This is a genomic window from Chryseobacterium sp. StRB126 (assembly GCF_000829375.1).
Taxonomy (GTDB): Bacteria; Bacteroidota; Bacteroidia; order Flavobacteriales; family Weeksellaceae; genus Chryseobacterium.
Genome location: NZ_AP014624.1, coordinates 3315257 through 3341963, shown reverse-complemented (window position 1 = coordinate 3341963; position 26707 = coordinate 3315257). Strand labels below are relative to the sequence as shown.

Annotated in this window: 29 protein-coding genes; 9 read left to right on the top strand and 20 right to left on the bottom strand. The window is 35.4% G+C overall.

The features are described from left to right. Positions 1-14 precede the first annotated feature (14 nt). Complete coding sequence (locus CHSO_RS15220; protein ID WP_045497716.1) at positions 15-2477, top strand: SEL1-like repeat protein; 2463 nt, start codon at positions 15-17, stop codon at positions 2475-2477. 101 nt (positions 2478-2578) lie between these two features. Here CHSO_RS15220 and CHSO_RS15215 read toward each other — a convergent pair whose 3' ends face one another. The 18 genes from CHSO_RS15215 to CHSO_RS15130 form a co-directional block, all read right to left on the bottom strand. Continuing rightward, positions 2579-3799 (bottom strand): cytochrome-c peroxidase, encoded by a 1221-nt coding sequence (locus CHSO_RS15215; protein ID WP_052480611.1) that lies wholly within the window; start codon positions 3797-3799, stop codon positions 2579-2581. A gap of 30 nt (positions 3800-3829) precedes the next feature. Further along, positions 3830-4558, bottom strand: coding sequence for a thioesterase II family protein (locus CHSO_RS25080; RefSeq protein ID WP_052480610.1), 729 nt, complete (start codon positions 4556-4558; stop codon positions 3830-3832). Between the two features lie 2 nt (positions 4559-4560). Continuing rightward, on the bottom strand, positions 4561-5043 hold the full coding sequence (gene fabZ, locus CHSO_RS15205; protein ID WP_045497713.1) for a 3-hydroxyacyl-ACP dehydratase FabZ: 483 nt from the start codon (positions 5041-5043) through the stop codon (positions 4561-4563). A gap of 1 nt (position 5044) precedes the next feature. Continuing rightward, positions 5045-6085, bottom strand: a complete 1041-nt coding sequence (locus tag CHSO_RS15200; protein WP_045497711.1) for a beta-ketoacyl synthase N-terminal-like domain-containing protein — start codon at positions 6083-6085, stop codon at positions 5045-5047. Continuing rightward, positions 6072-7316 carry a beta-ketoacyl-[acyl-carrier-protein] synthase family protein gene (locus CHSO_RS15195; protein WP_045497710.1) on the bottom strand — a complete coding sequence of 415 codons (1245 nt, stop codon included), beginning with the start codon at positions 7314-7316 and terminating at the stop codon, positions 6072-6074. The genes CHSO_RS15200 and CHSO_RS15195 overlap by 14 nt, the downstream gene beginning before the upstream one ends. A 13-nt stretch (positions 7317-7329) precedes the next feature. Then, on the bottom strand, positions 7330-8085 hold the full coding sequence (locus tag CHSO_RS15190) for an SDR family oxidoreductase (protein WP_052480609.1): 756 nt from the start codon (positions 8083-8085) through the stop codon (positions 7330-7332). 50 nt (positions 8086-8135) lie between these two features. After that, complete coding sequence (locus CHSO_RS15185) at positions 8136-9152, bottom strand: diiron oxygenase (protein WP_045497708.1); 1017 nt, start codon at positions 9150-9152, stop codon at positions 8136-8138. Further along, positions 9149-10636 (bottom strand): phytoene desaturase family protein, encoded by a 1488-nt coding sequence (locus CHSO_RS15180; protein WP_045497705.1) that lies wholly within the window; start codon positions 10634-10636, stop codon positions 9149-9151. Before CHSO_RS15180 ends, CHSO_RS15185 begins: the two co-directional genes overlap by 4 nt. Before the next feature lie 96 nt (positions 10637-10732). After that, positions 10733-10981, bottom strand: a complete 249-nt coding sequence (locus CHSO_RS15175) for an acyl carrier protein (protein WP_045497702.1) — start codon at positions 10979-10981, stop codon at positions 10733-10735. An 806-nt stretch (positions 10982-11787) separates the two neighbouring features. Further along, positions 11788-12501, bottom strand: coding sequence for a DUF2306 domain-containing protein (locus CHSO_RS15170; protein ID WP_045497699.1), 714 nt, complete (start codon positions 12499-12501; stop codon positions 11788-11790). A gap of 8 nt (positions 12502-12509) precedes the next feature. Then, on the bottom strand, positions 12510-12968 hold the full coding sequence (locus CHSO_RS15165; protein WP_045497696.1) for a DUF2750 domain-containing protein: 459 nt from the start codon (positions 12966-12968) through the stop codon (positions 12510-12512). A 44-nt stretch (positions 12969-13012) separates the two neighbouring features. Next, the gene (locus tag CHSO_RS15160) at positions 13013-13402 is read right to left on the bottom strand and encodes a hypothetical protein (RefSeq protein ID WP_045497693.1); all 390 of its coding nucleotides are present in this window, start codon (positions 13400-13402) and stop codon (positions 13013-13015) included. An 82-nt stretch (positions 13403-13484) separates the two neighbouring features. Then, the gene (gene nudK / locus CHSO_RS15155; RefSeq protein ID WP_045497690.1) at positions 13485-14066 is read right to left on the bottom strand and encodes a GDP-mannose pyrophosphatase NudK; all 582 of its coding nucleotides are present in this window, start codon (positions 14064-14066) and stop codon (positions 13485-13487) included. Further along, positions 14053-14412: an NUDIX hydrolase gene (locus CHSO_RS15150; RefSeq protein WP_045497687.1), complete on the bottom strand. Its 360-nt coding sequence runs from the start codon at positions 14410-14412 to the stop codon at positions 14053-14055. Before CHSO_RS15150 ends, nudK begins: the two co-directional genes overlap by 14 nt. Before the next feature lie 52 nt (positions 14413-14464). Further along, a complete protein-coding gene (locus tag CHSO_RS15145) occupies positions 14465-15055 on the bottom strand; it encodes a Crp/Fnr family transcriptional regulator (RefSeq protein ID WP_045497684.1) in 591 nt (196 codons plus the stop codon). Positions 15056-15061: 6 nt separating this feature from the next. Beyond that, complete coding sequence (locus CHSO_RS15140) at positions 15062-15973, bottom strand: TIGR01777 family oxidoreductase (RefSeq protein ID WP_045497681.1); 912 nt, start codon at positions 15971-15973, stop codon at positions 15062-15064. 30 nt (positions 15974-16003) lie between these two features. After that, the gene (locus tag CHSO_RS15135) at positions 16004-16348 is read right to left on the bottom strand and encodes a hypothetical protein (protein ID WP_045497678.1); all 345 of its coding nucleotides are present in this window, start codon (positions 16346-16348) and stop codon (positions 16004-16006) included. Between the two features lie 5 nt (positions 16349-16353). Continuing rightward, positions 16354-16956: an HPP family protein gene (locus tag CHSO_RS15130; protein WP_045502639.1), complete on the bottom strand. Its 603-nt coding sequence runs from the start codon at positions 16954-16956 to the stop codon at positions 16354-16356. Positions 16957-17231: 275 nt separating this feature from the next. Between CHSO_RS15130 and CHSO_RS15125 the strand changes: the two genes are divergently transcribed. After that, positions 17232-18257, top strand: a complete 1026-nt coding sequence (locus CHSO_RS15125; RefSeq protein ID WP_052480608.1) for a methyltransferase — start codon at positions 17232-17234, stop codon at positions 18255-18257. A gap of 77 nt (positions 18258-18334) precedes the next feature. Here CHSO_RS15125 and CHSO_RS15120 read toward each other — a convergent pair whose 3' ends face one another. Both CHSO_RS15120 and CHSO_RS15115 read right to left on the bottom strand, forming a co-directional pair. Next, the gene (locus CHSO_RS15120) at positions 18335-19501 is read right to left on the bottom strand and encodes an iron-containing alcohol dehydrogenase (protein ID WP_045497675.1); all 1167 of its coding nucleotides are present in this window, start codon (positions 19499-19501) and stop codon (positions 18335-18337) included. A 69-nt stretch (positions 19502-19570) separates the two neighbouring features. Continuing rightward, on the bottom strand, positions 19571-20446 hold the full coding sequence (locus CHSO_RS15115; protein WP_045497672.1) for an AraC family transcriptional regulator: 876 nt from the start codon (positions 20444-20446) through the stop codon (positions 19571-19573). A 411-nt stretch (positions 20447-20857) separates the two neighbouring features. Here CHSO_RS15115 and CHSO_RS15110 point away from each other — a divergent pair, with 411 nt between their 5' ends. The 7 genes from CHSO_RS15110 (at position 20858) to CHSO_RS15080 (ending at position 26467) form a co-directional block, all read left to right on the top strand. Next, complete coding sequence (locus CHSO_RS15110) at positions 20858-21190, top strand: single-stranded DNA-binding protein (protein ID WP_045497669.1); 333 nt, start codon at positions 20858-20860, stop codon at positions 21188-21190. 14 nt (positions 21191-21204) lie between these two features. Continuing rightward, a complete protein-coding gene (locus CHSO_RS15105) occupies positions 21205-21660 on the top strand; it encodes an HRDC domain-containing protein (protein WP_232509078.1) in 456 nt (151 codons plus the stop codon). 125 nt (positions 21661-21785) lie between these two features. Next, positions 21786-23153 carry a histidine--tRNA ligase gene (gene hisS, locus CHSO_RS15100; RefSeq protein ID WP_045497665.1) on the top strand — a complete coding sequence of 456 codons (1368 nt, stop codon included), beginning with the start codon at positions 21786-21788 and terminating at the stop codon, positions 23151-23153. 25 nt (positions 23154-23178) lie between these two features. Continuing rightward, on the top strand, positions 23179-23907 hold the full coding sequence (locus tag CHSO_RS15095; RefSeq protein WP_045497662.1) for a PH domain-containing protein: 729 nt from the start codon (positions 23179-23181) through the stop codon (positions 23905-23907). Positions 23908-23925: 18 nt separating this feature from the next. After that, on the top strand, positions 23926-24609 hold the full coding sequence (locus tag CHSO_RS15090) for a PH domain-containing protein (protein ID WP_045497659.1): 684 nt from the start codon (positions 23926-23928) through the stop codon (positions 24607-24609). Positions 24610-24718: 109 nt separating this feature from the next. After that, the gene (locus tag CHSO_RS26140) at positions 24719-25120 is read left to right on the top strand and encodes an SHOCT domain-containing protein (protein WP_045497656.1); all 402 of its coding nucleotides are present in this window, start codon (positions 24719-24721) and stop codon (positions 25118-25120) included. A gap of 501 nt (positions 25121-25621) precedes the next feature. Next, on the top strand, positions 25622-26467 hold the full coding sequence (locus CHSO_RS15080; RefSeq protein ID WP_045497653.1) for an RteC domain-containing protein: 846 nt from the start codon (positions 25622-25624) through the stop codon (positions 26465-26467). Positions 26468-26707: the final 240 nt, after the last annotated feature.

Sequence of the window (26707 nt, the reverse complement as noted above, 5' to 3'; positions counted from 1 at the left end):
TTAAGAACAAAAAAATGGCACATCGTCTTTACGTATATAATGTAGATTCAAAAACAGGGGACCAGTACTCTCACTATCTGGGAGAGTGGAATTACGAGATCCCGGAATTGCTTCTTCCTTTATTCTCCTGTGATCAAAGATCAAAAGGAAAGCTGCTGTACTTTGATAAGATCAATGGAGTAGCAAGGCTGAAATCATTCTACCAGTTGTTGGGTGAACATAATCAGTTGCTTTACAAAAAAGCGTATTATGAGCCTGTCAACAAAATGTTTGAGATGTTGGATAATCTTCCTTATGACACCTTTGTCATCAATGGATGGGATGTTTTCAATATGAATGAAGAAAAACATTCCGATCAGGCCAAAAACTGGGTGCTGGAAATCAAGGAAAAAAGTAAGCTGTATGATAAAGCTATGGCCAAACAGAATCTGGGCTGGCTTGAAAAAGAGATCTTAGCCAGAAGCGGATATGAATCTTTTTTAGAAATGCTGGAAACAGACTGGATTGATTATGGTCTTGGCTACTGGAATGAAGATTTATATAAAGATATTTCGGAGTCTTTTGAAGACAATGGTCTTTGGGGACTGAAGGATAAAAAAGGAAATATCATAACGCCACCGATTTATGAGGAAATATTCGCCTTTAGTGAAGAAGGAATTGCGGTAGCACAAAAAAATGGAAAGTACGGATACCTGAGAAATGATGGAAAGGTCCTTATTGAATGTGTCTATGGAGAAGCTTATGATTCTCTTTTTATAGACAATAAGAATTATGGGATTATAGAAATCGGTGAAAAATGTGGGTTGATTACCATTGAAACCGGGGAAATTGTTATTCCTTGTGAATATGAAGAACTGGAAATGTTAAGGCATGTCTACCTTTTTAATGCTAAAAAAGAGGGTAAGTATCGCCTTATTGATGCATTTAATAAACCTATTATTGAAGAAGGTTTTGATGAGCCTTTTGAATTTAATTATTCAGGATTGCTGTATCGTTCGCTGGAAGGAACCTCCAAAAAAGCCTTTTACACATTTGATGGTGTTTATCTAGGTGAACACCCTGAAGATGTATTGGGTGAGATTGGGGAAGGATACTATTGGGTTAAACCGAATAAATTTCAGAAAAAAACCAGCATTATAAAAGCTGATGGAAGTCTTTTGGATACTGAAGTAGACACCGTGATGATTCTGAATGATTATTACACTTCTTTTGCCTACAAGAAAGCTAAGAAATGGCATATTTATGATATAAAATCCGGTGAATTCAGGTTAACAGAACATAGCATTGAAAATATTCACAGGGATTGGTTTACCCAGTTTATGAAGAATGTATTCCTGTTGTCTGATGAAAACGGCTGGGGCTTGTATAATGCTGCTGAAGATCGTTGGTTGCTCCCTTCATCTAAAGAATATAAAAAAATAGAATCCTGCCGGGAAGAAATCTTCCGTGTGACCACTTCAGACGGGATGTTCTATTTTGACCAGCAAACAGAGACTCAAAGTCGTGTTTATGACTATATTGGTGAAGGAATAGACTATAATGAACAGATGCTTTGCCTGTATAAAGGGAATGAAATGTTTATTCTTGACACCCAAAGGGCTTTACATCAGGTTTCTGATAACCAGCTGGGAGCTTTGTATGAAAAAAGACATAATCTTCGTGGGAAAGATCAAGAGTATTTTCTTGATTTTTATAAGGCATGGACTGAGAAAAAAGGTTCAGGCTACGAGGAGTATTTTGATGATGCAACCCTTATGTCGAGGGCTGAAGAATACATTGAAGAAGGAAAAATTGAAGAAGCTGTAAGGCTGTACGAAATAGGAGTGAGGCGTGGAAATACTGATATGATGGTGGAACTTGGGTATATTTATGTTCATGATGAGTATCCTGAATATAATGATCTGGAGAAAGGACTTGCCCTGTATGAAAAAGCTGCTTCTAAGAATCATGCTGTTGCATGGAATAACCTGGGTTATCATTATCAGAGCGGAGTAGGATATCCTCAGGATATTAAAAAGGCTTTAAAATGTTTCAGGAAATCTGCAGAATTAGGAGATGGTTTGGCCATGCAAAACCTTGGACTTCTTTACTTCTATGGTGAATATGTATTACAGGATTATGACCTTGCATTAGACTACTATAAACAGGCAGAAAAGAAATTCTATTATAATGATGAAAAATTTGCAGAAATCTATTATCAGAAAAATGATTATGACAATCTTCAGCGTTATTTGAAAAAAGATACGCAGGGCAGTTATTCCGATATTTATTACGGAATTATGTATGATGAAGGACTAGGGGTAAAGATAAGCCCTAAAAAAGCAATCAAACACTACGAGAAATCCCTGCAACACGGCTATTATACTACAGCCTTGAGGAGACTTTTATATTTTTATAAAGAAGACCAGGGCTTTGCTGACCCGGAAAAATATCAGTACTGGAAGGCGTTTGGCGAGGAGAATGATATGGATATCTAATGGTATTTTCTCAAAAAAACTTTGTGATTCTGTTTTCCTTGTTGTTTTAAAAGAGACGGTCTCAAAAGACAGTCTCTTTTCTTATTCTTTTTGTATTTCTATTAATTAATAAAAGGGTTTGACCATTTTTTGTCTTTGTAAACATTTTTTCCAGTGAGGGTTTTCATAAAGGCAATCACAGCCTTTTTTTCCTCAGGTGTAGCATTTAATCCTCTTAAACGAAGATTATTATCCAGTTGATTGTTTCTGGGGTCTTGTGGAATATTGTTGTAATGGTCTATGACCTGTTCTAATGTAGAAAATACTGCAGAATGCATCATAGGAGCATGAGGTTGCCCGTTTAAATTCACTAGATCACGGATTGAAGGTGAATTGGTGATTGTAAGATCAATATCAGTACTGCCTATTTTGTCAATAACTCCATTGTTACCACTCAAAGCTGTCATTCCAAATTCTGGAGCAAAGTGACAGCTTGCACAGCCTAATCCACCTCCTGCACGGGTTCCGCGAACAGCAACGGGAAATTCCATATACAATTTTTTTCCTAAATTTTCCTCAGCAGTGAAGTTCGGAAAATCAAGAAAATCTGATGCAATCATAGTTCTTCCTTCATCATACTTTGAATCAAAAGAGATAATACTGCTCACAAACTGAGCTAATGCCTTCTGCATTTTTTCTTCAGTGATTTCCGGACTGCCATATGCTCTTGTGAACAGTTCTCTATAATAATCCAACCCCTGAAGTTTTGTAATAAGGTCATTAAATGACGGAGCTCCATTCCGACCGCTGTAACCCATCTCTACATGATCTCTGATAGGCACTGTAGTCTGGACATCCAAAGAAGGGGCTCTTTTATCCCAGAACAATCTTGCTTCTTCTGCAAACCTTACATTAATTAATCTCATGGAATGTCTTCCTGTTGTTCCATTCACTCCCTGGCTGGCAATATTATTGTCTCCAAAGGCCAGTTCCTGTTTATGACAGCTGGAACAGGAGACTGTATTATTAGTGGAAAGATTTTTATCATAAAATAAAACCCTTCCTAATGTAGCTCCTTCATCCGTAATACGATTAATAAACGGAGTATTATTTCGAAATATGTACATTGGGATACTTTGATTGGCATAATTGGGCAGATTGTTGAAGTCTATATTATCACCAAAATAAGCAGCCAGGGATGACCCATTTCTGGATACAGATAAAGCTGATATCTTAGCATTGGCTTCCGAAATGGGCTCAAGCGTGATATTGTCATCCGAACATGAGTAAGCTATACTCAGTAAGGCAATTGCTGGCAAGAATAATAATTTCTTTACTTTCATTTTTTGTTTTTTTATGGGTTAACGATTATTTTAATTTAACATCTGTGTGAGTATTTGAGTCAGTAGCCTGGCGGTTTCCTCCGGGTGCTGCATCGGGAAAAAATGATTGCCTTTTATAGTGAACAATTCAGTGTTTCCTGAGGTATGAAGTTTCCAGTTTCCATAATAAGAGTGATCAGGGTATAGATCATCATCTTCGCCCATGATGACTGCTATGGGATTGATTACAGAGATATGTAGCCAATTGTTTGCCTGATATTTTTCTAATATTTCTACATCTTTTTCCATGATTTCCATTCTTTTTTTGTAAATCTTTTGAAAAAGAGGAGCCTCTTTATTCTGTTCATGCTTTATCGGCAAAAGGCTGGATAATAATTTATTCTTAGCTTTTTCTGACAGGCTGTGATTAGAGGACTGATGGGTAGGTGCTTTCATTCCGGAAACCAATAATCCAACGATATTGAATTGATGCTGATATAGTTTGGCAGAAATCAATAATGCCAGAATAGCACCCATACTGTGTCCCCAGATGATAACAGGCCTCTGGGGAAATTCCAAACTATTTTTTACATTTGCATAAAGATCATCTGCTGCCTCATCCAGAGAAGAGAGGAGAGGTTCTTGATGTCGTATCCCTCTTCCCGGAAGTTCCAGACATTTAATTTCCAGTTCTTCAATATTAATCAGACTTGTTATATTTGAGAATGACATGGATGATCCTCCTGCATAAGGGATACAGAATAAGATAGGTTTATTCATTGCTAAGAAAATATTTTATTTTTATCTACAGACATCACCGTTATCTTACCTTTTGCACATACTGAACCTTCTACAGATGCTTTAACATTCACAGAACTGGCTGATCCTTTTTTCCAATCTATGCTGGCTTCCAATTCTAATAAATTTCCCGGGAATACGGATTTTAAGAAACTGATCTGAACATTTCCCAATACACCTGTTGATGAATGTTCAGATGAAGGAATACCATTACCTGCTTTCCAGTCCAAATCATCTAAAACAGTGATCAATGAGGATGCCTGGGCAAGCGCTTCGGTAATGAGAACCCCTGGCATGATCGGAAAGTCTGGGAAATGCCCGGAAAAATAGGGTTCTCCCATAGAAACAGCCTTAATAGCTTTCAGTTTTTCCCCTTTGGTATACTCTGTCACTTTATCTATAAGTAAAAAAGGATACCGGTACTTCAAGATTTGAATGATTTGATAGGATTCTAAAATGGTTTGCATACTATATATTATTTTTCTCTATGATGGTATAGATTACACTTCCTGATGGATCTACTGATAAGACAAGGATGTTTTTTTTGTCTGTTTTATGTGCATTTTGCCCATTGAATATTGAAATAGAATAGGCAATACCCAACATCCCTCCTGCATTATCCAAGTCTCCTAATTCATTTTCCGGGTACAGTACTTTTATGGAAAAATCATTTTCTTTAAATAAGCATTCAAATATATTCTCATTTAGGGCAGAGACTCCTCCGGAGACAATGATAGTGTCAACATCATATACCCCCAGAAGAGGGGATATGGTTTCATACAAATAGGTTTCAAAAGGAACAGCATCGTTGGTATAGGTTTCAGAATGTAGCATTCTAATTCCGGCTAAAGGTTTTCTGTTATCTTTTTCTAAAGATTCCTGCCGTTCCAGAATCATGGATATTCCCAACTCCGGAGATTGGTTTCGTTGTTTTTTTTGAATTGCTTTCTGATAGGTATTCCGTACTTCTGTAGAAGCGATTACTCCATAATCTATAATTCCCTGTTTCAAATGGAGATAAGCAATATCTAATGCCTGGAGACTTCCGGCCATTCCAGCACATACACTGAAGTTGGGACCTTTAATTCCTGTTTGTATGGCCATTTGGCTTGCCGCTGCATTGGCTATTGTACTTGGTGCTTTCATAGGGCTTACCCTGTCCGGACCTTGATTTTTAGCTGTCAAATCAAAGACAAAACAGTCTTCGAGATTAGATAGCTCTGTTCCATCATAGAGTCCGATCCTTTCTGGGGTATCTTGTATATATTGGCTTAAATCTCTGTTGTGGATAGACTGAAATGCTGTGTTACAGTAAATCAATGTGGCTTTGTTTAGAAAGCGCTGACCTTTAGGTTTTAAAAATTTTTGAGGATCATGATCTTCAATAATAAAGGACGAAGGAGTCAGATTCCCTGAATTGTTAAGGAATTCATTTATTTCTGTTCCACGAGAACTGTTAAAGCCTATGGCAGAAATTACAATATTGGTTTTTGAATTAGTTTGCATCATATTTACTGAATATTACGCTGCAGATATTACCGCCAAAGGCAAAAGAATTACTTAGAACATGTTCTACATGATGCTCTATTTCCGCAGATGGCTGTATCTGGAAGCTGATATTAAAAGACTCATCAATTTTTTTCGTATTTATGTTTTTGGGAATGTGCTGATTGTATAGTGATAAAACTGCGCTTACGGCCTCAAGAGCACTTGCTGCTCCCATGCAATGTCCCAGCATTGATTTTATTCCGTTTACATATAAAGTGTTTATCTCATCTCCAAAAACATTATTCATTGCTTTTACTTCATGGGCATCATTTGCTTTCGTACCCGTTCCGTGAGCGCTGATATAGGTTATGTTTTTTTTGTCAATATTGCCTGAAACAAGGGCATTGGTCATGGATAATGTAGCTCCTGAACCCTCAGGATCTGGTGCTGTAGGATCATAAGCATCACAAGCCAGTCCATATCCTTTAATTTCTCCATAAATCCTGGCTCCTCTGGCCAGAGCATGTTCTAATTCTTCAATAATCAAAATGGCAGCACCTTCTCCGACAATCATTCCCGTTCTATCCTGATCGAAAGGTTTACAATCATTTTTAGACATGGCACCTAACCTGTAAAATACGGTATAACATGATCTTGTAAAAGGATCTGCACCTCCGGCAATAATAAGAGGGGAGCGGCCTTCCTGAATCATAGAATATGCTGTTCCTATAGCATAATTTCCGGCAGCGCAGGCTGTAGGTATTACCATGTTGGTTCCACCCAGATTATAGTACTTTGCAATGCTGGCACTGAGTTCCACAGGCCTGAATTTGTGTAAGGTTTCGGATGCTTGTGAAGGGAGCTCTTCATGTTCCATACCAAGATCCCATTCATCTACAATACGCTCTACAATATCCTGGTTCCCATTCGTTGTTCCCAGGATAACTCCATAGTTGTTTTTTTGCGTAAACTTATGTTCCAGTCCTGCATCTTTTAATCCCATATCTATGGCCGCAGCAGCATAGGTGACAGCTTTTCCGTAGGGACGGAAATGCTCAATGAGTTCCATATTTTTATACTCTTTTTCAAGATGCACTTCTGCGGCTCTTGTTATCCCTTTATAATTTGAGGGATTCAGCTTGGTAAGATCGCTGACTCCGGTATCTCCTTTGAGGATTTTTTCCCAAAAAGTATCTTTTTTACAAGCCAGCGGGCTTACAATTCCCATTCCTGTAATAACAACTCTTTTCATCTTTTTATTGGTTTTATAAGGTCAGTCCACCATCAATGACGAATGTCTGGCCAGTGATATAATTGCTTTTTTCAGAACAGAGAAAAATTACCATATCAGCAATTTCCTGAGGCATTCCCATTCTTTTCATGGGAATTATCTGATCTATTTTTTTCTTGTCCTGTTCATTCATCTGAGAAACCATTTCTGTATCTATAAATCCGGGAGCAACTGCATTCACCTGCATATTAAACTTGGCAAATTCTAATGCGAGTGTTTTAGTAAGCGAAATAATTGCTGCTTTGGAGGCTCCATAATTGGCCTGCCCTATAGCACTACGTATTCCGGATACGGATGAAATATTGATTATTTTTGAATTTTTCTTTCGGATAAATGATTTTATGACTGCTTTGGAAAGAAAGTAAGTTCCATTTAAATTAGTATTAATCACTTCTTTCCACATATCATGGGTCATGCTGAAAAATGGCGCATCTGCAGTAATCCCTGCATTATTAATAAGTCCGAACAATGGCCCTAATGAAGATTTTTCAATAGTTTCTATTAAAGCCTTTGACTGATCTTCATTTTGAATATCTGCCTGATATAATGCAATCTTAGCCGGAAATTCTGCTGAGAGTTCCTGTAGGTATTTTTCTGCGGTTTCCTGGCCACGATTATAGGTAAATGATACGGATGCTCCTGAAGAAAGCAACTGCTGGACAATAGCTTTCCCTATTCCCCGTCCGCCACCAGTTACCAGGAAATGTTTGTTATCTAAATTAATCTGCATATCAAAAATTTGATGTTAATAAATAAATGGGTGAATAGTTTTGATGATATCTAATCATAATTTTTATCCATTACATTGTCTATATCCCCTTCAGTAGTCGATTTCTTTTTAAAATAGGCGATAGCATCTTCAACGTCTTTTTCGAAACCATTCTTTTTCCATACTTCCATATTTTCAGGATTACAGATTCCGATTTCTATAAAATACCTCATCATAGGAGCCATTATTCTTGAATTAATTTTTTTTCTGTTTTCAGAATTCAGGACAGCAGGGATAAGTTCTTTATAGTTTTTAAATGCCTTGTCTTTGAACCCAACCCTGGCGTAAACCATTATGCTGGATATGGACATATCCAACATACTTCTCAGTAATGGAGCTGTAATCTCTTGAGCTTCACGTAAAAATTCAGGAACAACATCTATAAATTCCCGGATCATATTTTTTCCCCATTCTATATGTCTTGCTTCCTCCTTATGGTGTTCTACAGCTACAGCCCGGGAAAGTTTAGAAATTTCCTTACTGTTACAGTCTTCCATTGCATTATTTTCTGCAAGCCATTCTATTAGAATTGTGAGATAAATTGCCTTTAAGGGGAATTCGGCCATGGATGCATTGTGACTGTAGATTTCCCGTAAATTTAAAGGAACGGGAAAAGGGGCTATGTTGAAGTAATTCATGGCCTTTCGGAATACCATGGCGTGTACAATCTCTTCTTTGCAGAAATGATGTATATATTTTACTACCTCCGGAAACTTTTTCAGAGAACCATGGTTTACGATTTTCATATAATATTCAGAAACCAGATTTTCAAATACGATAAAGGTATACCACCAAGCTCCGGTTTCATATACTGATAGAAGTCTTCTTTCTTCTTCTGATGCCAGATCGTAATACGGAGTTCCATAGATGGAAATATTCTCTCTTTTCTTGAGCCATACATTGTCGGTAGGTTCATCCCAGGGATGGTCCAGAAGCAGACTCATTTGCTTTTTTTCAGATGCTTTATTAAGTTTATCCAGCAGATCTGAAAACTTTGGACTGAGTGTTTTTTTCTTTAGCGGATTCATATTTTTGTGTTTTTACTTAATAATTTACCTTGAGTAAAACCGAAGCACATTGCAGTTTCATAGCCAGGACCTCCTGCCCATGTGCTGACTAACTTAATTTTGTCATTGGGAAAATTACTGAGCAGACTTAAATTGGTTTTTGGGAGCATTTTATAAGCAAAGGCAGAACCTTTAGTGGCAAGAGTAAATTTATAATTTGTTTTAGGGGTTGATGATTCTGTATAAATTAATTTTCCTTCCAGTTTTGGAAATATTTTAAGGGCCCTTTTTATAAACTTATCCTGAATTTTTTGTTTTCTGGCTGCATATTCATCTTCTGAAAGATGAAACCATCTGTCGCCATGATCCAGCATGACTAGCTGGATTACATATCCACCAGCTGGATCAAATCTGTGATAATTACTTAGACTTAAAGTGAAAAGATCATAATACCTGTCATTCTCAAAGTCTTCTTTTGTAAAGTTATCTCCTGAATCTGATACCAAAAGGTACTCAGGAGAAAATATATCAACCTCTTCCGGAGCAACCGAAATTACAATATACACACAAAAATGTCCCCATCCCACCTCGAAATTATCGATAACATTTTGGAAGCTGTTTGTATATTCTTCTTTCTTCAACATTTTCAAAACATCTTCCGGAGGGCAGGTTGCAATCACATTTTGTGTCCTGATTATGTTTTTCCGTGTTTTAACCAGCATATATTCATTACAATCTTCCATTTCATAGACAGGATTCTTTTTTAATATAATGCCTCCACGATTGACAAACTCTTTAAGTAATATATTGGAGAGCTGTTGTCCTGTTCCTTTTACATAGGCTTGTCCTCCATAAAACATTGCATACAGGCAATGAAGAAAATAGAATGCGTTCACTTCATTAGAAATAGAGCCGGAATAGATGGCAATAGGGCTGAGTACTTCAATAATATCACTCCCTTTAAAAATGGTTTCAAAATATTCCCGCGCTGTTATTTTTGACAACCCTCTGCTTTCTTTCAAGATATCTCTGTTGATCGTATACTCATTCATCAGTCTTCTGAAAAACATATAATGCTGGTATCCATGTGATTCTATATCTTGGAATAGTTGTTCTATTCCCAATATTTCATCCGGAAAATACATCATAAGAGTTTCCTTAATCTCATCTGGTTCTGAAGGAATTGTGATAAAATTGCCTCTATAAACTACCGTTCCGATTTCTTCATGCAGATGAAATTCTTCCAGTAATGTATGGAGTTCCAATCTCCTGAGGGCATTCCATAGATTTCCTACATTTTCTCTAAGACCACTCACTTTGTGCTGGCTGCAGTCAAACACAAATTTTCTTTTGTTTCTGTAAAAATTGGTAGCATACCCACCTACTTTATGATGTGCTTCGCTAATGACGACAGAGCGTCCCTCTGTAGTGGCGGTAAGACCATACATTAAGCCACAGAGGCCTGCTCCAATCACCATATCATCGACATTGAGATTGTCAATCATACTTTGTGTTGGTTTAAATAGGTTGATTTTAATATAAAATAGTTCGATCCCTACCTTTGCATATTTTAATATACTATTGGTAAAAAAGTAAGGAAGTTAGTTTGCCAACTCTTCTTCTAATACTGTAACAATATCTTTAGGTGTAGTCATATTTGCCAAAAGCTCTTCATCAAGGCTAACCTGAAAATTTCTTTCCAGTTCTACCAAGACTTCAAGTCCCATTAGGGAAGTCATTCCCATATCATGTAAAAGATTTGTATTTGGCTGAATTTCTTTTGGATCACATTCAGTGATATCAGCAAGGATTTCGTAAACTTTTTTGAATAATTTTTCTTGACTTTCCATAATTTGTATTTTTAATTATTATAATGGTTTCTTGTGTTATTGTATAAGAACTAATGATCAGTATAAATGTTATACCAATGATTTTATTGAGAAACTATAAGCTGTATTTACTTTTTGATTTTTCAGATATTAATTATATCACAATATAGTGAGTAATTTAGCGTAAATGATTTTTTAAGTATATTGTCTCAGAGAAACACTATATCCATCACTCTTTTATCATATAAATTTTGATCAAAAAATTAACGAATAATTTCAGACTGAAAACTTTTTTGAATTAATAATAAGGTTAAAGCTAATAAACTCTATCTATTTGGGAATTAGATGGAGGGAATTGTTTTTTTTCATATTTCATCTTGTGGGTTTTAGTTGTACAAATATACTAAACTAAAAACAATTGACAAAAAAAAATAAATAACATCGTTGTGAAATATTAATATTTGTTTATCAGTAAGAAGAATTTTCTTTATGAAAGTAAAATACATTGTAAATGCTTTGCTTCAGATGATATGTTAATACTTATTTGAAATTCATAATTACCCATTGCTTATCTTGATGCAATTCTGATCCGGGTTATAGAAACCAACAGATTATTTTTCCGGATCTTAGGTTTTGCCTATTTAAGATTCCTTATTGTTTCTTAATTTTAAAATAGTAGTTTTACATAAAATAATGATATGAATATGAACTGGGAATTACTTTATTTCATTTTTATCTTAGCTGTTTTTGCGGGTATATCTTACCTGTTAATGCGTTTTTTTAAAAGATGGACCCAAAAAAGTAAATATGAAGGATTGTTTAATGTTTTAATATTCATTGTTTTGTTTCTCCTCATCCTTTTTATTGCTTTTGCTATTTTCATTGCTAATGTTAGGTTTGAAAGATAGTACAGACAGGTTCTTACTAAAAATAAAATAAGAGATCGTAAGATTGATAATGAGAGCGAGCCATACATTGATGCCGTAGAACAACTCATAGTCATAAAATTTTTCATCATAAAACAGATTCTTAATGATTCTAAAAGTAATAGCCGTTGTTGTCACGGCATAGCTTAAAATCATAAAGTTTTTATGTCTGATAATATTTCCCTTTTTAATAGAAAGTACAGCAACTACTGTAAAATAAGCCCAAAGGATATCCTGAATCAGAAATCCTGTAATCCCTATCAATCCGCCATTCGAAAACAATCCCAATACGAAACATGCAGGGACGTTGATCATAAGAATATTGTAAACGTAAATCCGGCCGATTATTTTATGAAAACCTCTGTTTTCCCTTAAGAATTGTGGTGAAAATTGCGTTAAACCAGCCAGAAGACAAAGTGTTATTGAAAAGATATGGATATAAAAGAATGCCATCCAATAGGGATTATTAACCACCTGTTGTTTAAAGGCAAGAAAACCTACTGTTTTATCAAAAGAGGTATATTGAGAAATTGTTTTCAGCATCAGAATACTGAAAATAAAAACAGAAAACACAGCGATTACCTTAGCAATCCTGATTCCTAATGATCTTGTCATGGCCTTTTTTAGTCCTTTAATACTTCTTTGATTTGGTTTTCCATATCTTCAAGATCGTTGAATTTTCTTAAAGATAACGATTTTCCATTTTTTTGAAGCTCTGTAATGATTTCAAGGACTAATTCTAAAGGTTCAGCTTCATATCCAAACAGATTGCGGTCAAAATCAACACCTACAATCAGCCCATCACTATTCATGCCCAGGCACCAGTTTTCCAGAAATTCATTAAGTGGAATAGGAGAGGCTTCATAACGGTTCCATTCTCTGTCTACACACGATTTTGCCCTTGATGCATCAGACCAGAAGCAGATGATTTGTACAGGTTCACCATCTTCATATTCCAAATCGTTGGAGTAGGAAGTAGCATATCCTTTGTCATCTTTTAAGCCATAAACGATTTCTGTCTCGCTTACTTTTCTGATGAAATCTTTATAGCGGTTCTTAAGGGTAATTGGGTCCTGAAGCATGAATTGAAATTATAAATTAAGACTGTTTGGGTTAACGATTTGAACTAAGAATTATTGCTGCTATTGATATGTCGAATCTCCGGATTTTCGCCATCAAGATTCCGTTTAGATCTCCCAAGTAGGCCTATTTCCAGATCATTAGGTGATTCATTGTCCAGTTCTAAAGGATGCACATAAGTATACATTCCATATCCGTGTCCGGAAACAAGCCAGCCTTCAGTAGCATTCAAATGAATAACATTGAAATCTCCGGCAGAGCCTCCTGCAAATACAGGTCCAAATTCTTTCATGAGTTTGATGGCTTCTTCCTGTACATTTTCTACAGTAGCAATATCATCAAAAATAATATAAGTATCATTTTTGAAAAGTACCCAGTCCTGAAATATAGGATTGATGGCTAGCTTTATGTGCTCAAGAATTGATAAGTTATTCATAATTTAAATATAGTTATTATAAAATGAAATTTCTGTCCGGAATCCTATAAAATGATGCGTTCTCACATGATATGGAAAAGCATTACAAAATCCCCTTAATCCTCAAATGCTGCAACAGCATAATGGTTTTGGCATCCTTCATTTCTCCTGTATCAATCATTTTAAGCGCTTCATCAAAAGGCAATTCCAGTACTTCAATATGTTCACCTTCTTCTTCCAGACCGCCGCCATCAGTCATTTTCATCTCACTAGAATATTCGGCAATGAAAAAGTGAAGGATTTCCGTTACAGAACCTGGAGACATATAGGCTTCAAATACCTTTTCCACTTTGGAAATTTTGTATCCTGTTTCCTCTTCTGTTTCTCTTTTGATACAATCTTCAGGATTATCATTATCTAAAAGTCCGGCACAGGCTTCAATAAGCATTCCTGAAGCATTTCCGTTAATATAAGTGGGTAATCTGAACTGTCTTGTCAGAATAACTGTGCTGGAAGCTTTGTTATACAGTAAAATAACTGCTCCGTTTCCACGGTCATAAGCTTCTCTGCTTTGGGTTTCCGTAGTTCCGTCTTTTTTGCGGACTGTAAAAGTAACTTTATTTAAAGTGTACCAGTTGTCAGATAAAATATCTGTTTTTAAAATAGTAATATCAGGATTTTGCATAGGGAATATCTTCTATATTATAATAAATGGTAAGGCCTTTTTCTCTGGCAATTCTTACATCCTCATCGGCTCCTTTGGAAGTGCCTTCAATTCGGAGGATAGCATCACATTTTTCAAGAATACGGTGAGCGGCCGGGTATTGTATCTCTTGCCAGGCCTCATCTCCAATTTGGTTAGAACCCGCCAGTTTCATCAATGGGAGCGCTACCCATTCTCCAATAATAGGAACATGTCCTTTTCTAAAAATAGGCAGGGCTGCAGCCTCAAGGTTGTTAAGGTTTTGCTGAATCAATTCAGGATTGTCATTGGTTCCACTACGGTAAGGGCCTGCAATAAGTATGAGCATAATTTTTTTGAGTAAAATAACAGAACTTATCAGAGAAAAAAAATAATGTAGTTTAAGAGCAGTTACTTTTTTGCTTATTTGTTTTAATAATGCTTAAAAATTCGGGAGTAATACCGAGATATGAGGCAATCTGCTTCTGGGTAACACGTTCTGCAGCCAGAGGATACTTTTTAAGAAAATTATAGTACCGTTCCTCTGCAGGAAGTGATAAATTTTCAATGGTCCGGAGTTGTTCCCTGATATAGGCATTTTGCATCATAATCCTGAAAAACCTTTCAAACTTCGGAACTTTGCCGTAAAGCTTATCTAAATTGTCTTTAGAAAGTTGCAAAATTGAACTTTCTTCAAGAGCTTCAATATTGAGCATAGCAGGTTTTTCATTAATAAAGCAATACATATCTGTAATCCACCAGTCTGAAACAGCAAACATGATGGTTGATTCTTTTCCTGAGGCATCCATATAATATGCCCGTAGAATACCTGATACTACAAAATTGATATCCTTACAGGGCTGCTGATGCTTTATAATCAATTCTTTTTTCTGAACTTTTTTTTCTTTCAATAGAGACAAAAAATAAGAAGTTTCATCTTTGCTGAGAGAAATATGACGGGATATATTTTTTAGAATTAAATTCTTTTCCATACAGAATTAACTATCTTTTTGCAGCAAATTATTCAAGGACTGATGCAAATCCGGAAATTTAAATTGAAAACCGGCATTCTGAATTTTCTGTGAAGAAGCTCTGGATCCTTCCAATATAGCGTTTGCGAGTTCACCAAATACTATTTTTAAAATAAAAGCAGGAACATTGGGCATAAAAAGTGGTTTTTTCAGGACCTCAGCAATCTTTTTAGTTAAATCTGAATTGGTAGCATGCTGAGGGGAAACAGCATTATAAGCACCATGAAAATTGGTGTTTTTTAAAGCGAACTCATAAATAGAACAAATATCTTCAATATGAATCCACGGCATATATTGTTTACCGCTACCCAAAGCAGAACCAAAGCCATATTGTATCGGGGGAAGCATTTTCTTTAATGCTCCTTCTTTTTCAGAAAGAACAACGGCAGTACGTATTTTGACGATTCTGTCTGCAAGGTTTTGTTCTTTAAAATGATCAGCAGCTCTTTCCCATAAGACCACAACTTCACTGAGAAAGTCATGTCCTGGTGGATCGTTTTCGGAATATATTTTTTCTGTAGTCAGGGTTCCATAAAAATTAATACCGGATGCAGAGATAAAAGATTTTAGCTTAACCTCTTTTTTTCTTAAAGTATTTCGTAATAATGTGGCCGAATCTACTCTGCTGGCAATCAGCTCTTTTTTTCTTTCTGCTGTCCAGCGCTTTTCTGAAATATTAGCGCCCGCCAGGTGAATGATGTGAGAAACATTTTCCAAAGCCGATTCATCAATGGTTCCTTTTTTAAGATCCCATTCATATTCATTTGCTTGTCTCTTTTTCCGGGTAAGAAATCTTACCTCGAATTCACTCCCTATTTTTTTTGCAAGTTCCTTTGCAATCAGGCCATTTGCGCCGGTAATCAAAACAACTTCTTTCATACTGATCTATTTTGTAGTGGTGGGGTATAACTATACTTGATTTTTAACAATCAAAACAAAGTCCTCTTCTAAAAGTTTATAGCCGTAATCATAAATAAACTTGTACTCAGAACCGTTTTTATAAACCTTTATATTGGTGAAATAATCAAAGTCAAAGCCCAGATTTTCTAATTTGGATTTGGAAACCTTTGTTTTCCCATCAATATTTACTTCCGTCAGGATCCTGTAATTTTTGCGGAGTTTGTTATTGATATTCCGCATCAGATTTGTAGAATCTTTGTTCTGCTTATTGTTGTAAGCGTTTCGGCAGGCATCATTGCAGAATTTTTTATCAGACCTTCCGATAATTTTTTCGCCACATTCCAGACAATTCATAATTTTTATTTTTTCACTTTGTGTCCATGAGCATGTTTTTTTCTTAACAATCTTATAAACCTGCTGTGTGAAGGATAACTTCTATTGGGCGTTATATTGTTGAAAAACAAAGCCACAAGCAACAGGATAATACACCCCGAAAGAACCGGAGAGATAACATACCAATATCCTAATTCCGGAATTTTCCCGGTAGAGCTTACCGCAATAAGAGCTGTTGCTCCACCCGGTGGATGCAGAGTTTTGGTATACTGCATCAGAACTATGGAAAAAGCCACAGCCAAAGGAGCCGAAAGCCATATGATATCCGGAACAATCTTAAAGACTGTAACGCCAACCAATGCAGAAAGAACGTGCCCGCCTACCAGATTTCTTGGCTGAGCCAGTGGACTTTGGATAGCCCCATAAATCAAAACACTGGAGGCGCCAAAAGAACCGATCAGGAATATATTCTCAGTCTCCGCTAAAGAATGAGACTGGATAAAAGCAATTAAACCAATTCCGAAAAAAGCACCTAAGAACGACCAGAAATGCTCCTTGTAATCAACCAAGGTTTCTTTATAGATTACATATTTTGAGACTCTGAACGTTCTTTTTATGGTCTTCTTCATGTACTTGTCTTCTTTACTTTTTATCATTGATTTTCTGCAAAATGCATTGGTTTTATCCAAGATAGAACAAAGATACAGAATTATCCGTTTGTAAATGGATAGTATTGAAAGAGGAGAAAGCCTTTTTAAAAATGAAAAAATTAGATAGATATCTTTTGCTATGTAATTCATTTTATTTTGATTTATTTATTGAGAGCATTTATTTTTAATGTAATTTTATGAATAACTTAATCATAATTTTATATTGAAGATTAATTTTTAAAAAAACTATTACCATGAAAAAACAAAGCATTAAACCAGAGTTTACTTTAAAGATGTTTGAAGTGTTAGGAGGCGTTTGGATTGCCGGTTGCGTAAAAACAGCAGCTGAATTAAATATTGCAGATCACCTGGCAGAAGGAGAGCAGACAATTTATTCCTTGGCAGGAAAGACAAAATCTGACGAAAAAAGTCTCTACAGAATTATGAGAGCATTAAGTAGTGTAGGAATTTTTGAAGAACTGGAAGACAAAAAATTTGCATTGAATGACTTTGGAGCCGCTTTACAAACCGATGTACCGGGTACAGCTAAGAATTTTGTTCTAACAATTCTTGGCGAGCATTTTCCTACTTACATGGAATTAACATATAATGCAAAGACCGGGAAAATTCCTTTTGAACACGTTCATGGAGTAGGTGTTTGGGAATACTATAAAAGAAATCCCGAGGCTGGAATCAATTTTGGGAAGGGAATGACCGGGATGTCCGGAATGGAATTGGAAGGAATTATGAATACTTATGATTTTAGCTCTTATCAAACAATTGTGGATATAGGAGGTGGAAATGGAGTCATGATATATGCTATTCTCAATGCATATCCTCACAGTTCAGGAATTATTTTTGATGAAGCTAATGTTATACAGGTAACAGCTTCTCTGATCCCGGAAAATTTAAAAGACAGATGTTCCGTGAGTATAGGCAGCTTTTTTGATAAAGCTCCAGAGGGTGCAGACCTGTATACTATGAAATGGATTATGCATGATTGGAGTGATAAAGAGTGTATACAGATACTGAAAGTCTGTTATGATGCAATGCCTAAAGGAGGAAAATTACTCATTATAGATGCTGTAATTCCGGATGATTCCAGAAATAAACCTCATGTTGCTAAAGTTTTAGATATTGTAATGCTGTCATGCCTCACAGGAAGGGAAAGAACGCTAAGTGAATTTAAAACACTCATAGAGGAAGCAGGCTTGCATTTTACCCGTTTTATTGATATTGGTACAGAAGCTAAAAGTATTATTGAATGTGAAAAAATATAACCTTAGGATCTTTTGGTTAAATAGCAAAAGCAGGAACTCAAAATAGGTTCCTGCTTTTTAACGCTAAAATTTAAATATTATCCTAAAACCAATTCCTCACTATAAACAAGACCTTCATAACAAGCATTATAAATAGCCTTTAGTTCATCTAAAGAAGGAACTCTAGGATTAAAGCCGGTACAAGGATCTGCCAGTGCGTTGGCTGTAATATAATCAATGTTTTGATCCCAATCCTCTCTTGAAATTCCGAATTCTTTGATTGCTGATTGATTATTAACTTCTGAACGTAACGTTTCAATAGCCTGAGCAAGATCTTCAGCTGTTTCTTTACCAATTACTCTGGCTAAATCAGGGTAACGTTCTGTAGCCTGAGCATTATAACGGATAACGTTCGGAAGGAAAATAGCATTGGAAGCACCATGAGGAATCCCATACAATGCTCCAACCTGATGAGATAGCGAGTGGACAATTCCTAGCCAAGCATTATTGAATGCTAAACCTGCCATAAAAGAAGCATCGTGCATGTTCTGACGCGCAGTAATATTGTTTGGGTTTTCTACCGCTTCTTTCAAGTTATTGAAAACAATCTCAAGACCACCTTTTGAAAGCGCATCTGCAATATTATTATCAATATTGGAAACGAAAGCCTCAACACAGTGTGTTAATGCATCAAGACCCGTATTGGATGTCACGTGCGCAGGCATTGAAGCACATATTTCTCCATCTACAATCGCAATATCAGGTGTTAATTCATAAGAAACGATTGGGTATTTTACTCCTTTTTCTCTGTCTGTAATTACAGCAAGACCTGTTGTTTCAGTTCCTGTACCACTTGTAGAAGGAATGGCTATAAACTTCGCTTTATATCTTAAAACCGGAACTGTGAAAGGTTTAATCATAGCATCAAAATCGGCATCAGGATATTCATAAAATACCCACATGATTTTGGCTGCATCAATGGCAGAACAGCCACCTAATCCGATAACCCAATCCGGCTCAAATGTTTTCATCATTTCAGCCCCTTTTAAACATGTTGCTGATGATGGATCTTCTTCTACACCTTCGAAAATTTGAGTTTCGATTCCAGCTTCTGTAAGGTAAGCAACTGCTTTATCAAGAGTTCCACTCTTTCTCATAGAACTTCCTCCCGTTACAATTACAGCTTTTTTACCTTTAATATTGGCTAATTCTGAAAGACTTCCGGCACCATGGAATACCTCTCCTGCAATAAATAATTTGCTCATTTTTTTTGTTTGATTTTTTAATGAGACAAAATTAGAGAAGCCCAAGCGGAAGATGTTATACAAACAGGATTATGTGTTATACATTTGCGCCAATTCCTGTTGAAGAGCAGTAGGAGTTTCCTTCAGTTTTGATTTTACGAATTTGTTAAGTGCAGAAGGAGAGTTGAAACCAAGGTCAAAAGCAATTTCCTTATGAGAAAGATCTGAAAACATCAATTGTCGTTTAATCTCCATTAAAATCCGGGTGTGAATGGCCTGAATAGCTGTTTCTCCACAATGTTTTTTTGTGATTGAATTTAATTTCTTCGTCGTAATAGCCAGTTCATCAGCATAATATTGAACCGTTCTGTATTGTTTATAATGCTCATTCAGTAATTTTTTAAAACGAACATAAATGGGTTTGTCTGCTGTTTCTTTATGCAAGATGGGATGCAGTCCGTGAACAGATTCAATTAAACCTAACAGAAAAATTTTGATCTGAAATCTTGCCTGTTCTTTTTTGATAAGACTTGGCTGCTCATAAATTCCTTGAATGATGGAAATCAAGTATAAGCTCTGTTGAAAGTCTTCAGGAGATAAAACGGTACAATGAAGCTGTGTGGAAAGATTGACATTATAAGTACTAAGTTCATTCTTCAAAATATCCGAACAGAAAAGTATTTCTTCAAACAAAATGATTTTTCCTTTCAGATCATCGCTTATATCAGAAATAAAATGAACCTGTTCAGGAAATACTACTGATATTTTTCCGGGCTTCAAGAAATGAATTTTATCCTCAATATGAAGATGTAATGTCCCGTCTTCAATAACAATAATAAAAAAATGATCCTTTTTGTGAGGCTTCCCATAATCTTTCAAATAATCATTGGATAAATCAAAAACCCGAAATGAAAGATTTTTATCTTCTTCTTTCTGAATATTCTTTTTAATCTCCAGCTTCTTCATATACTCATTTCTTTATATTCAAAAATCGTCACCGTTCTTCCTTACTCATAAACAGCATACAAAATTAATTTAAATCTCAATAAAAAGCCACGAATTCATGAATAAAAAGAATTCATAGCTAAAAAAAGGATCGATTATCAATATTTTATAAGCAAAATTAAAATTTATCATTCTTGCCTTATTTTATTTCGTCACTTTTTATTTTTCAAAATAGGTCAGTATTTTTTACTCTAAAAAATAATTACTGCTTAACAATTTTAATTTTATTGATACGACCACAAACGACTACAAACGAATTTAAATAGTTTATAACCGACTGACTTATGGGGATATCGCAAACTTTGCAACAGAGATTTGAGAAAGAAGTGAACGTCTCTTATCTGAAATATTAATCATTAAAATCTAAAAGTTATGTCACTAAGAAACAAAGTAACATTAATTGGTTACACAGGTAAAGAAGTTGAAATGGTAAACTTCGAAAACGGAAATGTAAAAGCAAGTGTATCTTTAGCTACAAGCGATCATTACACCAATGCTAAAGGTGAGAAAGTGGAAGAAACGCAATGGCATAATCTGATTGCTTTCGGGAAAGTTGCAGAAATTATGGAAAAGTATGTTCCTAAAGGAAAAGAAATTGCCATTGAAGGTAAGCTTACGTACAGATCTTATGATGATAAGGATGGTGTAAAGCGTTACATTACGGAAATTAGAGTAGACGAGATCCTATTGTTGGGAGGTAAATAATTCTAAAAACCCAAATGATGAAAGTAAAAGTTTTTAAGATCAGGCTTCCTGAAGAATTTCTCTACAAAGATCAGAAAATGCTTGATGATTTTCTGGAAGGAAATGAGATTATAAAAGTGGAGACTGCTTTTGTAAATGACGAATGTTATTGGTCTGTGATCCTGTATTTTGAGGAACTTAAATTAGTCAAAAATACAGTGAAAGAACCAAAGGTTGTTAAATACTCTGCGGATAGTGACTTCCTGAATCCCGATGAAGAAAAGATTCTAGATGCCCTGAAACTTTGGAGATCGGAGAAAGCGATAGAACAAAATCTGCCTACTTACTTCATAGCAAGCAACAAAGAGCTGATGTCTGTAGCCAAGTATAAACCTGCCAGAAAAGAAGAACTGCTGGAGATCAAAGGATTCGGAAAACATAAGATTGAAAATTATGGTGAAGAAATACTGGAAATCCTTGAAAGTGTCTGATTTTTCGGAATAAATGATCCTATCAACTCTGAAAGCTGAGGAAGATTGCTTCTTCAGCTTTTTTATACTGTGTAAAATTCCTTGCAATTCCGTACTTTTGTACTTATCAAAATGACATACAATAAATGAAGCCAAGTTTAGCAAAAGGAACGAGAGATTTTACAGCACAGGAAGTTTCCAGAAGAAAATATATCATTAATATTCTACAGAATAACTTTGAGTTATTTGGATTTCAGCCATTGGAAACACCAAGCTTTGAAAATCTTTCTACTTTAACAGGAAAGTACGGAGAAGAAGGAGATCGCTTGATTTTTAAAATCCTTAATTCAAGCATTAATGAGGCAAAGGATGATAAAAAACATCAAATGCTTCATGATTTTCAAAGAGCATTGGAGAAACCTTTCAGTTCAGAAGTTTTAACTGATAAAGCGCTTCGTTATGACCTTACCGTACCTTTTGCAAGATTTGTAGCGATGAATCATGGGAAATTAACATTTCCATTCAAACGTTTCCAGATTCAGCCGGTATGGAGAGCAGACAGACCTCAGAAAGGAAGATACAGAGAATTTTATCAGTGTGATGCAGACGTCGTAGGAAGCGAAAGCTTATTGCAGGAAGTGGATCTGGTTCAATTATATCTAAAATCATTTGCTGATTTGAAAGTACCTGTTACCATTCATATGAACAACAGAAAGATCCTTTCCGGATTAGCTGAATATGCAGGAATTACAGATAAACTGATTGATTTTACAGTAGCTTTAGATAAGTTGGATAAAATTGGAAAAGAAGGAGTTGTTAAAGAATTATTAGAAAGAGAAATCTCTCAGGAATCTATTGATAAACTAGACTTCTTATTCAGCCAGTCTGACGATGCTCTGGAAAACCTTCTTCAACTAAAAGAAAAATTTGCAGGTAATGAGATCGGGCTACAAGGAGTAGAAGAGTTGGAATTCGTTCTTACACAATCTATGAACCTTGGTGTTGATATGCAGAATCTAGTATTCAACATTACTTTGGCAAGAGGTCTTGATTATTATACCGGAGCCATTTTCGAAGTGAAAGCAGATGAGGTGGCTATGGGCTCTATTGGAGGCGGTGGTAGATATGACAACCTTACAGAAGTGTTTGGGGTGAAAAATATCCCGGGAATTGGTATTTCATTCGGACTAGACAGAATTTATCTGGTCATGGAAGAATTGAATCTTTTCCCTGAAGAAGCTTCTTCTAAAATAGAATATCTGTTTGCTAATTTCGGAGGTGAAGAAACTATAGAAGCTCTGAAATTAATCATGAAACTGAGATCAAAAGGTATTTCAGCAGAATTGTATCCTGAAAATGCAAAAATCAACAAACAATTTACTTACGCAGAGAAAAAAGGAATTAAGCACCTTGTTTTCTTAGGCGAAGAGGAAATCAAAAATGGTACGGTTACCTTCAAAGATCTTGAAGCCGGAGAACAGAAAACTGTTTCTTTGGATGAGTTCTTAGGATAAGAGAACAGTAAAGCTAAACCCCATTATGGAAAATTGTATAGGTTGTTTAGTCTCACTAAAAAATGTATCCGGCTTTTTTTCTGCAACAGAAGAGTTGGCAGATAACACTTATCTATGCAATGGCTGCGGCGCAAAAACAAGGGATATTCTTAAAATTATAGATGTTTTTCATACCGGATCATTTCAAAACTATAGTTCTTTTCAAGTTCAGGAACTGTTGGCCAAAGGAATAAGGTTTGAAAAGTTTAGCAACCAACTTGTAGAAAAGTATAATGTTCTTTTATCTCAAAATTCAGCAATTAAGAAATTGTTTAATGTCCTTTGGGATAATGAAAATATTGTACATGCTTCAAATGCAGTCTATAGTAATAATTTTGGTGTTTTAGTTGTAACAGATCGAAGACTTATGTTTATGGGAGCAGATTTAGAGATCAAACTTCCTGAAATAATTGATTATAATGAAATAATTTCGGTAGATCTAGTAGCTGAAATGAGTCATATAAAAGTCACTACTTCCGAAAATATTTTTAATTTTTCAGATGTTCTCAATGAAGCTGAAAAGTGTTTCGCTGAAATAGAAAAACAAATAGAACTTGTAAAAGATAAAAAACTTACCGAAGCCCGGTCTTTCCACAATAATAATGAGCCATCGCTTTTTGATATTTTGGAAAGACTTGGTAGCTTCAGACAGAATGGGGTGATTACTGGCACCGAATTTACTGAACAAAAGAAAAAAATACTGGAACAACTTTAAAAGACTAATTTAAAAAAAATGAGTAGTTGCGCCATTTGCGAAAGTATAGTTTCCCTGAACTCCGGAATACTTTTAAATAATGTTGAAATTTGCAGTGATTGTAAATCTAAACTGGATAAGGTATACCGTAGATTCTCTTTAAACAGCAGTCAGTTCAGTGTACATCAAGCCAAAAGATTATTAAAGAAAGAGAGGGATGTTCGTCAGTTTAAAACTGATGTACTCAAAATCAATCCTAGTCTTTCTGATTATTCAGGGTCTGCTTTATGGGATATTTTTGAAACCGTTCAGGAAGATAAACTTATTCATATTGTTTTTGGAAAACACCGTCAACGAGGGTATGGAACTTTTGTTTCTACAGATAAAAGATTGATTTTCATTGATGCCGGAACTGATGACATCATATTTAAAGAAGTTGTTGCTCTTGAAGATATGAGTTCAATTGATTTTTCGCCTTTAACTAATATAATAACAGTCACTATTTCCTCAAAAGTAATTGAAATTACATTGGATCATCCTCAATATGGATTACCCTTTTGTGAAGCTGTACGTCAGCTTATCAATAATTCTAGAAAAATAAATACTACTGAAGTCACCGCAATTCTGGACCTAGTAGAAAGACTTGGAAAATTGACGCAGAGCAATATTCTGACAGAGGAGGAATTTTTACAAGAAAAAGCTAAACTATTTAGTAAAATATAATATTCCCGATTATTTCATTATGCAAAATATAAAGTATCAAATCAAATATATTAATCCGGATCTATTGTGATGGGCATCAGAAGATATAGAACAGCTTTCGGATATCCTGATGGAAGATGAAAAAATGATTCATATTATAGATGGGCTGCTTGATAGAACGGCTGGTCTTCTTTTTTCAACAGATCGCCGTATTATTTTTAAAGGTCTTAGTTTAGACTTTATAGAAGTGATTCCGCATGAAAAAATTACGCTGATACAATATGTGGATTCTCAGAAAATTATTGAATTGGCTACCGAAGAACAGAAATATATGTTTGAAAAGAGTGATCCTTATTTTGCAGATCAGTTTTGTAAAACAGTTAACACCTTTCTTAAAGGAGAGGAAATTATAGAGGTTTCTAAAGATTCTATTTTTGAACTTTTAGAGAGGCTTGGAAAACTGAAGGAGAGTGGAATTCTTACAAATGAAGAATTTACGGAACAAAAGCAGAAACTTCTGGATAAATTATAAATTCTATAGGTTAACCGTAACGGTTAGATTCTATATTTAAATAAAAAACGGCTCAGGATACTAAATCTTGAGCCGTTTTTCACTATTTTTCCAGGGTTTCCTGAGTCAGAAATCTGAGATCTTCTGGACGAGGTTCTTTACGAAAGCCAAATTCAGATTGTGCCAACAGAACCTTTTTTTACGGAAAAAAATTAGTAAAGCCCAAAGCGGCTAATAAAGAGTAGTTTACAAGAGTGGAAACTCTATCGGTAACGATTTAGTAATGGTGCTTACTGCACTCGCTTTCATTTGATTACCTTGTAAATCATTAATGCAAATCTACTAAATAGTTGGGTAAGGTATATTATTACTTTACCCTTTTTTGTACCCCTATCTACAAATAAAAATTCCCCCATAGGGGGTAATCTGTGATATTGGTTTCATTATTATTTCCAAATTTTGACATATTTAATAATAGTTGCAACTCTGAACAAATAGTAAGAACCTCTAAAAGATTATGCTATGGAAATCGTGTTGAATAAAATATTAACGCAAATTCAGCATCAGGAAGATAAACTTTCTTCTCAAATGATGCAAATACCTGAAGAAGCTTATCAAATGACCTTGTTTCTAAAGGAAATGCTATATGAAATAAAATCCCAAATCTTACGGGCTGGATTTACTAATGAGCAGCAGGAGATTGATTTTTTCAAGAACATTAAACCAAACATCTTAGGGAAGCTTATTTACTATAACAAAGTCTTCCGCATCGAAACAACCTGCCCCGTGAGCAATGGTAAAATACATCAAAGCTATTATGAAAATCTATTAAAAAGTCTCAAATCAGAATATAAAGAGAGTATTTGCAATGAAGATTTTTACAGGTATTATCGTGCTGGCAGAACAGACCGAGACCACAGTTATTTCAGGCTCGGGCAAATCAACTATCATGATGGTTTAAAGAGCGCCGTATTTGAAATTGATCTTAGCTTTTCAACATATTTTGATAACAAGATAGCCCACATTGTGGCGAATGAGTTACTTTATACCTATGTGCTTACTAAAATCAATCCCGAAGAAAATCCTGATACGATTTTGCAGAATTTAGATGCTAACAAGGATATTTCGTGGACAAACTCTCAAAATGCGCTTATCGAACTGATATACGCCCTATATGCCTCAAACTCCATTGCATACGGAAAAGTAGGCATTCGGAAATTAGCTTTGATTTTTCAGGTGTTATTCCGAACTCCTTTAAACGATATACATCACTCTTTCCACCGAATGAAAACCCGAAGTGGCTCCCGAACGGCATTTTTAGACCAACTTAAAACTTCATTGGAAGAATACATGGATAAAGATCTTTAACTACATCAACAAAGCAGTTTACAAGCAGTACACAAAATGTGCTGCTTTTTCTTTGCCCATATCTGCCAATTGGCAAACAGTATCAAAACGTTATTGCAAAATATCTCAAATGCTTTAAAACTCTTATTAGAAAAGTGTTTTCTGCGATTGTGAAAATTTTCAAAAAACCGCCAAACCAATGGGTTAAGATTGGCAGACAAACATTACCACTTTTCACAATTTTGCATAGTGAACTTTAAA